This is a genomic window from Maribacter litoralis, assembly GCF_902506355.1.
In the GTDB taxonomy this organism is placed as follows: Bacteria; Bacteroidota; Bacteroidia; order Flavobacteriales; family Flavobacteriaceae; genus Maribacter; species Maribacter litoralis.
In genome coordinates this window covers 4,160,393-4,173,096 of the sequence record NZ_LR733271.1, presented here as the reverse complement: position 1 = coordinate 4,173,096, position 12,704 = coordinate 4,160,393, and the positions used below count along the sequence as shown (strand labels likewise).

Here is a 12,704-nt window from a genome sequence, read left to right as displayed (position 1 = left end):
AATACCTTTTGTATGGTGATTAGTATAAACTTCCCATTGCTTCTATTTTCTTTTCTAGATATTCTTCTTTACTATTTTTCAATTGGTTTTGCTTTGCTAAGGCCGTCAACTTAAGATTGTTTTTTATAGAGAATTTGAGCTTCATATATTTCTCTTGTAAAACACCAAGATGATCATCGAGTCCTTGAGAGTGAATGTTTAAGTGCATAATAATTGAGTTTAGATGAATTTCTAAGTTAAAAATTAATTGACTGATAATCATTTATTTATAAATAAATACGCTCTAGGTAGTTGATTAATGCGAATATGATTTTTTAGTATAACTTAAATTGTGTTTCTCGTATATTTAGTCTGCTATTTTTACGCTGTTGATTATTGTAGACTAGAATTTATAGTTAGGTAGAGTTTGAAAATAATATAGATTTATAACACCTTCCTAAAACAAACACTATTAGCCATGTGCTCGTACGGAGGGTAATTTTCGATAATTGTGTAATTATTCTTTTTATAAAGTGCAATGGCTTCTGGCTGGCGCAATCCTGTTTCAAGAACGGTATTAGAATAATTCAATTCTTTTGCCCAGCTTTCTAGGGCCAATAACAGTCGAGAAGCTAAACCTTTACCACGGTGCTCTGGTAAAACATACATACGTTTAATTTCAACAGCCACTTTATTAAACTGCTTAAAGGCACCACAAGCAACGGGATTGTCGTCAACGTACAGTACAACACAGTTGTTTAGTTGTTCAATACCATTGAACTGTGCGTAGAAAGTATTGTCTTCACCATCTCGCTCAGCTAAATCGGCATCTAAAAGTGCCACCAGATTTTTGAAATGTGTATTGTCGCTAGATGTACGAATGATCGTTGTCATATTCAGTCTTAAAATTAGACCTTAATTGTATATCCATTAGCTGTGGTCGTTGTATTGTCAAAATAGAAATCTATACGACCAAGGTTAACGCCAAAGCATCCTACCTGATTTACAAGAACATCACGTTCGGCAGCGTTACTGATAACGGTTGGTTTATCTAAAAAGGTATGTGTGTGACCGCCAATGATTAAATCTGTGTATTTGGTTCTTTTCGCAAGCTTTAGATCATCTGGTTTTTGGCTACGGTATTCATATCCTAAGTGGGAGAGGCATATAACCAAATCACATTTTTCTTCTTCTTTCAATTTTGTTTCCATATCGGTCGCTAACTCATATGGATCAAGAAATACGGTTTCTTTATAAAGTTGTTTAGTAACTAAACCTGCTAATTGAATACCTAATCCGTATACGCCAACTTTAATTCCGTCTTTTTCATAAACTTTATAAGGCTGTGTTAATCCGTCTAAAACGGTATTGGAAAAATCGTAATTGGCACTGATAAAATTAAACTTAGCATAGGGCATTTGGGCTAAAAGTCCGTCTATACCATTATCAAAATCATGATTTCCAATAGTGGTGGCATCATAATTAAGCATGCTCATTAATTTAAATTCTAGTTCGCCACCATAAAAATTAAAGTAGGGGGTTCCTTGAAAGATATCTCCGGCATCAAAAAGAAAAGTGTTAGGGTTCTCTTTTCTAATACGATCAACCAAACCTGCTCTACGGGCTAACCCGCCCAATCCTGGAAAATCTGCATGGTCATTGGGGAAGGCATCTACATGGCTGTGTACATCGTTGGTGTGTAAAATGGTAATGTGTTTTTTTGAGGCAACGTTGCAAGAATTTAAGCTAAGTCCACCTAAAGTCAACAAACCAGATGTTGCAGCTGTATTTTTTATAAATTTTCTTCTTTCCATTTTACTGTAATTGATAATATCTTAGATCTACTTTTGGGGCTAGGGTATCCACTTTAGAAAAGAAATCTATCATGGCATTTCTTATTTTGTAATCGGTTTCCGTTTTTGAAATGGCATCCTTAAAAAATCCCATATTGTCGCCACCAGTTACCAAATAATCTGATGTAGCCACATAGTAGGATTTGTTTTTATCTAATGATTTTCCACCTACGGTAAATGTATTAACGGTGTTGTCGTTATTTAAAATGATTTGTGCACCGGCTATTGGGTGGGCTCTTTTAGATTTAATTAAATAGTCTACCATTTTCATTAACGATTCACCTTTTAGCTCAACGACGACAACGGAATTTTCAAAAGGCATTACCTCATAAGCGGTTCTAGAAGTAACGTTGCCTTTGGAGATAATTGAACGTATGCCGCCATGGTTCAATAAAACCATGTCTATATTGTGACCAGTTCGTTTCTTGAATATAGGATTGGTTTCACTTAGAACAATATCTGCCATTAAATTACCGGCGGTAGTATTAAATTTTCCGTCACTTTTAGAGATTACGTATGGTGCATATGCCAGTGTGCTGTCTAAAATACTTTCTACCCTATCGTGATACGGTTGAATAAAATTTTGAATACTATCTACAGATGTAAAACTATTATCGATTGCTATTTGCTTGCCAGTCAGTTCAGTAAGGTGCTCGGGAGTGTTCTTGCAAGAAATTAAACTGATAATTGTTATAAATATAACATAATGTTTTATATTTAAAATACCAAAGTGTTTTAACTTCGCCATATGTTGCAGGGATATTATTTACATTTGTCTAAATGTAAAAATACATGTTTTTAAAAGGAATTAAGGACAAGTTTAAACGGAAATCTGGTCGTAAGATCTTAAAACAGTTGGTGACAACACCAATAACTGTAACACGAGAGAGTAAAGGAATACGTTCTGTAGGTTGTATTGTGGATCTAGATAAGTTCGAGAAATCTGAGGTGTTTTTTCAGTTTCAGGAAGAGTTGTCTTTGCATCCAAATGCGGTTAAAATAATTGGATATAAGCGTTTTTACGATAAAAACTCGCCATATGCCACTCCGGTTTTTTCGGATAAGGATTTAGGATGGAACGGCGATATCGAAAACAGTTATGCCCTTGAATTTTTAGGGCGTGAATACGATCTTTTAGTGAACTATTATAACGAGGACAGCTTACTGTTAAATTTAATGTCGGTAAAGACAAGGGCTCGTTTAAAGGTAGGATTTAAAGAAGTTGGTCCTACTTATAATGATTTAATGTTAGATACGCCGTTAAAGGACTTTCAGATTTTTAAAAAAGAATTGAAAAAGTACTTGGGCATTTTTAAGGAGATTTAGTTATGAAGGAATTAAGAGGAGCAGGAGTAGCGTTGATAACGCCTTTTAAGGAAGATGGTACAGTAGATGTTGAAGCTCTTAGAAAAGTTGTTGCCTTTAATATAGAGGGTAATATAGACTATTTGGTGGTGTTGGGTACAACAGCTGAATCTGTCACGCTTTCAAAGACCGAAAAACAATTGGTAATGCGTACCGTAGAAGAGGCGAATGCAGGAGCACTCCCATTGGTAATAGGTGTAGGAGGAAATAATACGGCTGCATTGGTAGAAGAACTTCAAACCACCGATTTATCGGCATATGATGCCATTCTATCTGTATCACCATATTATAATAGACCCACCCAAGAAGGAATTTACCAACACTTTGCGGCACTTTCCAAAGCTTCTCCATTACCAATAATTCTTTATAATGTGCCTGGCAGAACCGGTAGTAATATGCTGCCTGAAACTGTTGTTCGCTTGGCAAAGAAATTTGATAATATTGTTGCCGTTAAAGAAGCTTGTGGTGATATGACCCAGGTTCAAGAGTTGATTTCAAAAAGACCGGAAGGATTTTTAGTATTGTCTGGTGATGATATTACGGCATTACCGACAATTGTTGCAGGTGGCGATGGTGTAATTTCGGTAATAGGTCAAGGTTTGCCCGAAGAATTTTCTAAAATGGTAGATGAAGGATTAAATGGAAATACCGAGGTTGCCTATAGTTACCATTATAAAATGCAAGAAGGTATGAAATTGATTTTTGAAGAAGGTAACCCTGCAGGTATTAAGGTAATCTTTGAATATTTAGGTATTGCAAAGCCTTTTGTGAGACTTCCTTTGATAGACGCATCAGATGCATTAAAGCATAGAATTGTATCATTTATGGAATCTATGATACGCATACCTGCATAAATATTCGTTAAATCTTCATTAGGTAGGGCATTCTTGTGGTTTAAAGCCTGTATTTTTATTGGATTAATTTGTTTTTTAAATCCATTGATAATCACTAATTTTGCAAAATGTTTTTTAAAATGAGGAGAGTTTTCCCAGTACTATTGATTGCCATTGCTTTACAATCTTGTAGCGAATACCAAAAGGTACTTAAGCATGATGATGTAAAAGCCAAATACGACATGGCAGAAACATTCTACGAAGAGGGCGATTTTAGAAGAGCGAATAGATTGCTTGAGCAAATTGCACCAAAATACGTAGGTAAGCCACAAGGGGAACGTGTTATGTTCTTTTTGTCCAACAGTTATTTTCAGCGTGGCGATTACAATATGGCTGGTTACCAGTTTGAACGTTTCGTAAAATCTTATCCTAAAAGTGATAAGGCCGTAGAAGCTAATTTTTTAGGAGCTAAAAGTTACTATAAATTATCTCCCGAATATTCTTTGGATCAAACCGATACCGATAAGGCGTTGTTGAAATTACAGAATTTCATCAATACTTATTCTGAGTCCGAATATTTTGCCGAAGCTAATGCAATGGCACAAGAGTTGACCACTAAAAAAGAAAGAAAGGCCTTTGAAATATTAAAGCAATATAACAAGCTTGGCGAATTTAACTACGATATGCTTAAATCTGCTGTTGCTGCAAGCGATAACTTTGTAGCGGACAATCCTGGTTCTCCTTACAGGGAAGAGGCTATGTTCGTAAAAGTACAAGCGTTGACACATATGGCGGTCAATAGTTTTGAACAATTAAAGGAAGAGCGTTTAAAAAAGGCAAGAGCGGCGCATTCCGCTTTAATGAAGCAGTTTCCGGAGTCTAAATTTGATAAGGAGGCAACAGATTTAATTGAAAAAATTGATAAAGAATTACAACGCATGCAAGCGCAGGTGGTTGAGTCAAAATAAATAATGTAATTATGAATATGAACGATTTAAAAAACTCTAAAGCATCAGTATCTACGGTAACCATTAATCGTAATGAGTTTGATCAGCCTACAGAAAATATATACGAGGCTATTTCAATTACTGCAAAACGTGCTATTCAGATCAATTCTGAAATCAAAAAAGAGCTTTTAGAAAAGTTAGAAGAATTTGCTACTTATAGCGATAGCTTAGAAGAGGTATTTGAGAATAAAGAGCAAATAGAGGTTTCTAAATTCTACGAAAAATTACCTAAGCCACACGCAATGGCAGTAGAAGAGTGGTTAATGGATAAAATTTACCACAGAAATACAGAAAAAGACGCTTAAGAAATATGTTGAACGGCAAAAATGTTCTTTTAGGAATAACTGGAGGCATTGCCGCTTATAAGACAACATTCTTAGTTCGTTTATTTATAAAAGCTGGCGCTAACGTTAAGGTTATACTTACCGATAGTGCCAGTTCTTTTGTTTCCCCACTTACCTTGGCCACATTGGCTAAAAATCCCGTTGTTCAAGATTTTGTTAAGTCCGAAGAAAATATGGTTGATTGGAACAACCATGTGGAAATGGGCTTATGGGCAGACTTAATGGTTATTGCACCTGCAACTGCCAATACCATGTCTAAAATGGTAAGCGGTAATTGCGACAACATTCTAATGGCTACATATTTATCGGCCAAATGTCCTGTGTACGTAGCACCGGCAATGGATCTGGATATGTATAAACATCCAAGTACAAAAAAATCTTTACAAGAACTTGCTTCTTTTGGTAATTTGATTATTCCTGCCACTAGTGGAGAGTTGGCAAGTGGTTTACATGGTGAAGGCAGAATGGCCGAGCCGGAAGAAATCATTGCATTTATCAATAACAACATAGCGCAAGGTTTGCCGTTATCTGGCAAGAAAGTTTTAATTACCGCAGGCCCAACATATGAGGCAATTGATCCGGTTCGTTTTATAGGAAATCACTCATCTGGTCTAATGGGCTTTGAGCTTGCCAAAACAGCGGCTAACCTAGGGGCAGAGGTGTTTTTGGTTACAGGGCCAACCAAATTAATGGTTGCTCACGATAGCATTCATGTTATTAATGTTGTGTCTGCAGATGATATGTTTCAAAATGCGCAAAAGTACTTTGAAACATCGGATGTTGTAATATGTGCAGCAGCTGTGGCAGATTATAGACCTAAAACCGTTGCGGAACAAAAAATTAAAAAATCCGAAGAAAACCTTACTATTGAACTAGTAAAGAATGTCGATATTTTAAAGACATTCGGTGATCATAAAACCCATCAATTTTTAGTAGGTTTTGCTTTGGAGACCGAAAACGAGGTTGAAAATGCAAAAGGAAAGCTAGCACGTAAAAATTTAGATGCTATTGTACTTAACTCTATGCGAGACAAAGGTGCGGGCTTTGGTGGCGATACCAATAAAATTTCATTTATAGATACCAATTCTAACATTACTGCGTTTGAACTAAAGACCAAGGCAGAAGTTGCCGTGGATATCTTCAATGAAATTATTAAAAGACGGTATGCGTAAAGCAGTATTTTTATTTTTTTTCAACCTTTTTTGTTTTGTTTCGCTTGCACAAGAATTAAACTGTGCCGTAACGGTCAATTCAGATCAGCTTTCGCAAGGCGATCTTCAGGTTTTTAAAACTTTAGAGCGTTCATTGAATGATTTTGTAAACAAAACAAAATGGACCAACCGTGTTTATAAGGAAAATGAACGTGTAAATGCACAAATGTTCATTACCATTACCTCTTATGAGTCTAATGTTTTTAGTGGCAATATTCAAATTCAATCATCTAGACCAGTTTATAACACATCTTATTCCACGCCTGTTTTTAATTATAAGGACAACGCGTTTAATTTTCAATACATAGAGTTTCAGCCGTTGATTTTTAATGAAAACCAGTTTGAGTCAAACTTGGTCAGCGTTATGGCGTATTACGTGTACGTAATTTTAGGTCTTGATGCCGATACTTTTTCTTTAGAGGGTGGAACGGAGTTTTACAGAAAAGCACAGAGTATTGTTACGCAAGCCCAAGGAAGTAATTCTGCCGGATGGAGCCAGTCTTCAGATTCTAACCGAAGTAGGTTTGAATTAATAGATAATCTACTTTCTAATACCTATAGGGAGTATCGTATTGCTATGTATAACTATCATAGAAAAGGTTTGGATATTTTGCCTGATAACAATAGCACTGGAAAGCAGGTCATTGCAGGTACCATGAATTTGTTTCAGACCATGATCAATAGAAGACCTAACGCTTTTTTAATATCTACATTCTTTGATGCTAAATCTGAGGAGATAAAGAATATTTTCTCGGACGGACCAAAAGTAGATATCGTTAAGCTTAAGGAAACCTTAAATAAAATAGCACCATTATACGCCACTACTTGGAACGATATTAAGTATTGAACCATTTTACAAAACCGAATTATAGATTACCTTTGTGTATCTAAAATTCTAACGCGTGCTTTCAACCCTTACCATTTCTAATTACGCATTAATTGATAGTCTAGAAGTAGACTTTAATAAAGGTTTTACTGTTATTACAGGAGAAACAGGTGCCGGTAAATCAATCTTATTGGGCGGTTTATCCTTGGTTCTAGGTAAGCGGGCAGATTTAAGCTCATTAAGGGTTAAAGACCAGAAATGTATAATTGAAGGAACTTTTAAAATTGACACCTACGGACTCCAAAATTTCTTTGAGGAAAATGATTTGGATTACGAAGATAGTACAGTAATAAGGCGTGAAATTTTACCAAGTGGAAAATCTAGGGCATTTGTAAATGACACTCCGGTAACCTTAGGCGTTTTATCTGTTTTAGGTGAAAACTTAATAGATATTCATTCACAACATCAAACCATGCAACTTACTGAAAATGATTTTCAGTTGAAATTGGTAGATGCGTTGGCAAACAATCAAAAGAGATTAGCTGAATATAGAAAAGGGTTAAAGATCTTTCGCAAGGCTCAAAAAGAGCTTCAAGAGCTTGTTGAAGTACAGAGTACTGCGATCAAAGAGCAAGATTATAATACTTTTATGTTAGAGGAGCTTGAAAAAGCGCCGTTAAAAGAAGGTATTGTTGAATTGCTGGAAGAGGAATATGAACAGTTGAACAATGTAGAGTTGATCATGGAGCAATTATCCAAAGGTGATCAATTGTTCAATGATGAACAAATAGGTGTTTTGCCATTAGTTACCGAAATGCGCCAATCGTTTTCTAAGCTGATTGATTTCGGTGTTCATTATAAGGATTTGTACGAGCGTGTTCAGTCCGTATTAATAGAGCTAGATGATGTAAACGCTGAGCTGCAGCGCTTACAAGATGGCGTAGAGGCAAACCCTAATCAATTGGAACAGGTTAATGGAAAGCTTCAACTATTATACGATCTTCTTAAAAAACATAACGCCAGTGATGTTTCGGAGCTGATTGAAATTAAGAACAAACTTGCCGATAAAGTATTTGAAACAGCTGGTTTAGATGAAAAGATTGCATCTAAAACCAAGGAGATTCAAGAAATGGAAGCAGTTTTGAAAAAACAGGCAATAGCAATTCGTGAAAAACGAAATGCTGTAATTCCGCAATTGAAGAAAAAATTGGAATCGGACTTAAATTCGTTAGGTATGCCAAGTGCATCGTTTCAAATTAGTCTAAACGATACCGAAAACTTCAATACCACGGGTATGGATGAACTTTCTTTTCTGTTTACCGCCAACAAAGGCGGTAATTATGGGGAGTTAAAGAAAGTGGCTTCAGGGGGTGAACTATCAAGAATTATGTTGGTAATAAAAGCATTGCTTGCCAAGTATGAAAAGCTGCCGACAATTATGTTCGATGAAATAGATACCGGGGTTTCTGGAGAAATATCAAACCGAATGGCAGATATTATGAAAGAAATGAGTGCAGACCTTCAGGTATTCTCCATTACGCATTTACCACAAGTGGCATCAAAAGGAAACCATCACTTTAAAGTCTATAAAACAGAAGGAGCTGAACGTACCATGACCAACCTGAAAGAACTGACCACAGAGGAAAGGGTAGTGGAATTAGCTCATATGCTGGGAGGAAAGGATTTATCAGATTCGGCATTGGCGCATGCAAAACAACTTTTAAATTAAGGGTTTTTACATCGTACTTCAATTTTGTTTTAACATATTTTAGATATCTTTGAATATTAAATCAAACAATAGAATTAACCATCATGGGATATAACTTATTAAAAGGAAAAAGGGGAATTATTTTTGGAGCATTAGACGAAAATTCTATTGCGTGGAAAACAGCACAAACTGTGCATGATGAAGGAGGTACTTTTGTATTGACGAATGCCCCAATTGCCATGAGAATGGGTCAAATAGATGAGTTGGCAAAGAAAACCGGTTCAGAAATTATTCCTGCAGATGCAACTAGTGTAGAAGATTTGGATAATTTGGTTGCAAAATCTGTCGAAATCTTAGGGGGAAAAATCGACTTTGTATTACACTCTATTGGTATGTCGGTCAACGTTCGTAAAGGTAGAGCGTATACGGATGAAAAATACGACTTTACTCAAAAAGGATGGGATGTTTCGGCATTGTCGTTTCATAAGGTTATGCAATCACTTTATAAGGCAGATGCTATGAATGAGTGGGGTAGTATAGTGGCATTAACATACATGGCTGCACAAAGAACTTTCCCAGATTATAATGATATGGCAGATAATAAAGCATACTTAGAGTCTGTAGCGCGTAGCTTTGGTTACTTCTTTGGTAAAGAAAAGAAAGTACGTGTAAATACCATTTCTCAATCGCCTACGGCAACTACAGCTGGTCAAGGTGTAAAGGGGTTTGACGGATTTATCAGTTATGCAGAAAAAATGTCTCCGTTGGGTAATGCCTCAGCTCAAGACTGTGCTGATTATACAGTAACATTATTTTCTGACCTAACAAGAAAAGTAACCATGCAGAACTTGTTTCACGATGGAGGTTTCTCAAATACAGGGGTTAGCCAAGAGGTGATAGAGAAATTTTAATCAATATTTTAATATTCCAATTTTATTGGAGCCTATTATAAAAGGAGAGTAATAATGAACTTATCGTTTTCTTTTATCATTCCCGTATACAATAGACCCAATGAAATTAAAGAATTATTGGATAGTCTACGGTTACAAACCTATGACCAACCTTTTGAAGTGGTTATCGTTGAAGACGGTTCTACTATATCTTCAGAGGAAGTCATAGGTGAGTACGTAGACGTTTTATCCATATCATATTACAAAAAGCCAAATTCCGGGCCTGGTGATTCCCGTAACTATGGAATGCAAAAGGCAAAAGGCAATTACTTTATTATTCTGGATTCTGATTGTATTGTGCCACCGCAGTATTTAATAGAAGCGGATAAAAGTTTGCAAGAAGATTTCGTACACTGCTATGGAGGACCAGATGCTGCACATGAATCGTTCTCTAATGTGCAAAAGGCAATTAATTATGCCATGACTTCATTTTTGACTACGGGAGGTATTCGTGGTGGTAAAAAATCAGTAGATAAATTTCAGCCCAGGAGTTTTAATATGGGTATTTCTAAAGAAGCTTTTGAAAATGTTGGTGGCTACGGAAATATACACCCAGGCGAAGATCCTGATTTAACTATTCGTATTTGGAACAAAGGTTACCGAACAAAATTGATTTCAGAGGCCTTCGTTTATCATAAAAGAAGAATAGACTGGAATAAGTTTTATATTCAGGTCAATAAATTTGGAATGGTAAGGCCTATTTTAAATAAGTGGCATCCAGAAACCCAAAAAATAACTTATTGGTTTCCAACTGTATTTTGTGTTGGTTTCTTTATTTCGTTGTTATTGGCGTTAATTGGCTTTAAGATACTTTGGTTTATGTATTCGACATACTTTTTGGTATTGTTTATTGATGCACTTATTAAAACCCGTAGTTTAAAAGTATCGGTATTGGCATTATTGGCAACTGTGATACAATTTTTTGGATATGGATACGGATTTTTAAAATCAACCCTGTATATTAACTTTTCTAATAAAAAACCCGAGGAGATATTTCCTAAATTATTTTTTAGAGTGAAGTAATGGAGCGTTTGCTAGAATGGATCAAAACAGGTTTAAAAAAAAGGAAGGTAAAAATCTTTCTTGTTTTCTTGTTATGTGCTTCACTTGCCTGGTTAATCAATAAGCTGTCATTGACCTATACTAGTAATACAAGTTTTAAGGTTGAATATGTAAATATACCAGATGATTTTTTATTGGCTACTAGTCCAAAAGATGAAATAGCGGTGAGATTAAAAGCTGTGGGGTTTCAATTTCTTGGTTATGAATTAAAACCTAAGCACATTCAGTTAGATGTGAGTAAGGTGAAGTTTGAGAATGACAGGTACTACCTAACATCAGATCAAATTAGAATTCAATTGGAAGCGCAATTGAGTAATTCGAGCGCTTTGGTCGATTTTGAAAGTGAAGCTATTTATTTTGATTTCACCTCATTGGAAACGAAAAAAATTCCTGTTGAAGCAGTATTGCAGTTAGGTTTTGCAACCAACCATATACTAGATGGCAAAATAACCGTTGATCCAGATTCTATTCAGGTTTCTGGTCCAAAGAGCCAAATAGACTCCATAAAAGTGGTGCGAACTTCAAAAGTTACAAAGAATAACCTATCCAATTCCTTTACTGAAGAAGTAGCTCTTAATTTGCCAAAAGGTTTAGAAGGCACTTCGTTTTCTGATAAAAAGGTTATGGTATCGGGAAAGGTGATTAAGTTTTCTGAAAAGGTAGTTGAAGTTCCTGTAAACGTAGTTAATTTACCTAGTAACGTTCAGGTACGTACTTTTCCTGAAGTAGTGGAAGTGCGTTGTCAAGGTACTATAGAACATCTAAAAGAATTGGAAAAAGAGGATTTTGTTGTTGAGGCAGATTATGAAAAAGCCACTAAAGAAACCGGTAATAGGTTATCTGTAAAATTGGTGCAATACCCTAAAACATTACACAATGTGGTCATCAATGTTAATGAGGTTGAATTTATTTTGCGTAGAGAATGAAGTATGTAGGGTTAACAGGCGGTATTGGTAGTGGTAAATCTACAGTTGCCAAAATGTTTATGCAATTAGGTGTTCCTGTCTATAATTCAGATGAACGCGCAAAACACTTAATGAACAATTCTACAGATATTAAAAAACGATTGGTAGAACTTTTAGGTAGGGAATCTTATAAAGAAGGTCAGTTAAACAGAGCCTTTATAGCTAAACAAGTCTTTAATGATACTGAACTTTTGGCACAACTTAATGCCATTGTGCACCCGGTAGTAAGAGAAGATTTTCTCAATTGGGCAAATCAACAAGATTTTTGTTATGTCATACAAGAAACTGCCTTGTTGTTTGAGAATGAAGCACAAAATTTATATGATTATGTGATTTTGGTAACTGCACCAAAAGAAGAACGTATTTCTCGGGTAGTAAAGAGGGACAGTGTTACCAGAGAGCAGGTAATTGCCCGTATGGATAATCAATTAGAAGATGACGAGAAATTGAATCTAAGTGATTATGTTGTTGAAAATATTGATATAGAAAGAACTAAGTCTTCAGTACTTCAAGTACATGCTTCAATCGTATCTGAATGCTAGTTATTTAGCAATTTTAACATTTTTGTTAAGGTTAGGTTAAACGTACTATCGTCTAACTG

General features: G+C 35.6%; 15 protein-coding genes. 11 read left to right on the top strand and 4 right to left on the bottom strand.

Annotated elements, in window-relative coordinates; all coding sequences use genetic code 11:
• Positions 1-19: 19 nt before the first annotated feature.
• The 4 genes from EXIGUO8A_RS17845 to EXIGUO8A_RS17830 all read right to left on the bottom strand — a co-directional run bounded on the left by EXIGUO8A_RS17845 (position 20) and on the right by EXIGUO8A_RS17830 (position 2,580).
• A complete protein-coding gene (locus tag EXIGUO8A_RS17845; protein ID WP_159304219.1) occupies positions 20-208 on the bottom strand; it encodes a hypothetical protein in 189 nt (62 codons plus the stop codon).
• Between the two features lie 215 nt (positions 209-423).
• Positions 424-873 (bottom strand): GNAT family N-acetyltransferase, encoded by a 450-nt coding sequence (locus EXIGUO8A_RS17840; RefSeq protein WP_159304218.1) that lies wholly within the window; start codon positions 871-873, stop codon positions 424-426.
• A gap of 14 nt (positions 874-887) precedes the next feature.
• Complete coding sequence (locus EXIGUO8A_RS17835) at positions 888-1,793, bottom strand: bifunctional metallophosphatase/5'-nucleotidase (RefSeq protein ID WP_159304217.1); 906 nt, start codon at positions 1,791-1,793, stop codon at positions 888-890.
• Between the two features lies 1 nt (position 1,794).
• Positions 1,795-2,580 carry a 5'-nucleotidase C-terminal domain-containing protein gene (locus EXIGUO8A_RS17830; RefSeq protein WP_159304216.1) on the bottom strand — a complete coding sequence of 262 codons (786 nt, stop codon included), beginning with the start codon at positions 2,578-2,580 and terminating at the stop codon, positions 1,795-1,797.
• Positions 2,581-2,624: 44 nt separating this feature from the next.
• Here EXIGUO8A_RS17830 and EXIGUO8A_RS17825 point away from each other — a divergent pair, with 44 nt between their 5' ends.
• The 11 genes from EXIGUO8A_RS17825 to coaE all read left to right on the top strand — a co-directional run bounded on the left by EXIGUO8A_RS17825 (position 2,625) and on the right by coaE (position 12,645).
• A complete protein-coding gene (locus EXIGUO8A_RS17825) occupies positions 2,625-3,158 on the top strand; it encodes a DUF6913 domain-containing protein (RefSeq protein ID WP_159304215.1) in 534 nt (177 codons plus the stop codon).
• A 2-nt stretch (positions 3,159-3,160) separates the two neighbouring features.
• Positions 3,161-4,051 carry a 4-hydroxy-tetrahydrodipicolinate synthase gene (gene dapA, locus EXIGUO8A_RS17820; protein WP_116769254.1) on the top strand — a complete coding sequence of 297 codons (891 nt, stop codon included), beginning with the start codon at positions 3,161-3,163 and terminating at the stop codon, positions 4,049-4,051.
• Between the two features lie 119 nt (positions 4,052-4,170).
• On the top strand, positions 4,171-4,998 hold the full coding sequence (locus tag EXIGUO8A_RS17815) for an outer membrane protein assembly factor BamD (protein WP_236564518.1): 828 nt from the start codon (positions 4,171-4,173) through the stop codon (positions 4,996-4,998).
• Between the two features lie 17 nt (positions 4,999-5,015).
• Complete coding sequence (locus EXIGUO8A_RS17810) at positions 5,016-5,342, top strand: DNA-directed RNA polymerase subunit omega (protein WP_058104250.1); 327 nt, start codon at positions 5,016-5,018, stop codon at positions 5,340-5,342.
• Positions 5,343-5,347: 5 nt separating this feature from the next.
• A complete protein-coding gene (gene coaBC, locus EXIGUO8A_RS17805; protein WP_159304214.1) occupies positions 5,348-6,553 on the top strand; it encodes a bifunctional phosphopantothenoylcysteine decarboxylase/phosphopantothenate--cysteine ligase CoaBC in 1,206 nt (401 codons plus the stop codon).
• Positions 6,546-7,439: a type IX secretion system protein PorD gene (gene porD, locus EXIGUO8A_RS17800; protein WP_159304547.1), complete on the top strand. Its 894-nt coding sequence runs from the start codon at positions 6,546-6,548 to the stop codon at positions 7,437-7,439. The genes coaBC and porD overlap by 8 nt, the downstream gene beginning before the upstream one ends.
• A 55-nt stretch (positions 7,440-7,494) precedes the next feature.
• Positions 7,495-9,147, top strand: a complete 1,653-nt coding sequence (gene recN, locus EXIGUO8A_RS17795; protein ID WP_159304213.1) for a DNA repair protein RecN — start codon at positions 7,495-7,497, stop codon at positions 9,145-9,147.
• An 83-nt stretch (positions 9,148-9,230) separates the two neighbouring features.
• Positions 9,231-10,037 carry an enoyl-ACP reductase FabI gene (locus EXIGUO8A_RS17790; RefSeq protein WP_116769250.1) on the top strand — a complete coding sequence of 269 codons (807 nt, stop codon included), beginning with the start codon at positions 9,231-9,233 and terminating at the stop codon, positions 10,035-10,037.
• A gap of 54 nt (positions 10,038-10,091) precedes the next feature.
• Positions 10,092-11,099, top strand: a complete 1,008-nt coding sequence (locus tag EXIGUO8A_RS17785) for a glycosyltransferase (RefSeq protein WP_159304212.1) — start codon at positions 10,092-10,094, stop codon at positions 11,097-11,099.
• Positions 11,099-12,064, top strand: coding sequence for a CdaR family protein (locus EXIGUO8A_RS17780; RefSeq protein ID WP_159304211.1), 966 nt, complete (start codon positions 11,099-11,101; stop codon positions 12,062-12,064). Before EXIGUO8A_RS17785 ends, EXIGUO8A_RS17780 begins: the two co-directional genes overlap by 1 nt.
• Positions 12,061-12,645, top strand: coding sequence for a dephospho-CoA kinase (coaE, locus tag EXIGUO8A_RS17775; protein WP_159304210.1), 585 nt, complete (start codon positions 12,061-12,063; stop codon positions 12,643-12,645). Before EXIGUO8A_RS17780 ends, coaE begins: the two co-directional genes overlap by 4 nt.
• Positions 12,646-12,704 lie beyond the last annotated feature (59 nt).

Excerpts from the sequence above, each read along its gene's own strand:
- EXIGUO8A_RS17845 (WP_159304219.1), bottom strand. The coding sequence starts at position 208 with ATGCACTTAAACATTCACTCTCAAGGACTCGATGATCATCTTGGTGTT.
- EXIGUO8A_RS17840 (WP_159304218.1), bottom strand. The coding sequence starts at position 873 with ATGACAACGATCATTCGTACATCTAGCGACAATACACATTTCAAAAAT.
- EXIGUO8A_RS17835 (WP_159304217.1), bottom strand. The coding sequence starts at position 1,793 with ATGGAAAGAAGAAAATTTATAAAAAATACAGCTGCAACATCTGGTTTG.
- EXIGUO8A_RS17830 (WP_159304216.1), bottom strand. The coding sequence starts at position 2,580 with ATGGCGAAGTTAAAACACTTTGGTATTTTAAATATAAAACATTATGTT.
- EXIGUO8A_RS17825 (WP_159304215.1), top strand. The coding sequence starts at position 2,625 with ATGTTTTTAAAAGGAATTAAGGACAAGTTTAAACGGAAATCTGGTCGT.
- dapA (WP_116769254.1), top strand. The coding sequence starts at position 3,161 with ATGAAGGAATTAAGAGGAGCAGGAGTAGCGTTGATAACGCCTTTTAAG.
- EXIGUO8A_RS17815 (WP_236564518.1), top strand. The coding sequence starts at position 4,171 with ATGAGGAGAGTTTTCCCAGTACTATTGATTGCCATTGCTTTACAATCT.
- EXIGUO8A_RS17810 (WP_058104250.1), top strand. The coding sequence starts at position 5,016 with ATGAACGATTTAAAAAACTCTAAAGCATCAGTATCTACGGTAACCATT.
- coaBC (WP_159304214.1), top strand. The coding sequence starts at position 5,348 with ATGTTGAACGGCAAAAATGTTCTTTTAGGAATAACTGGAGGCATTGCC.
- porD (WP_159304547.1), top strand. The coding sequence starts at position 6,546 with ATGCGTAAAGCAGTATTTTTATTTTTTTTCAACCTTTTTTGTTTTGTT.
- EXIGUO8A_RS17790 (WP_116769250.1), top strand. The coding sequence starts at position 9,231 with ATGGGATATAACTTATTAAAAGGAAAAAGGGGAATTATTTTTGGAGCA.
- EXIGUO8A_RS17785 (WP_159304212.1), top strand. The coding sequence starts at position 10,092 with ATGAACTTATCGTTTTCTTTTATCATTCCCGTATACAATAGACCCAAT.
- EXIGUO8A_RS17780 (WP_159304211.1), top strand. The coding sequence starts at position 11,099 with ATGGAGCGTTTGCTAGAATGGATCAAAACAGGTTTAAAAAAAAGGAAG.
- coaE (WP_159304210.1), top strand. The coding sequence starts at position 12,061 with ATGAAGTATGTAGGGTTAACAGGCGGTATTGGTAGTGGTAAATCTACA.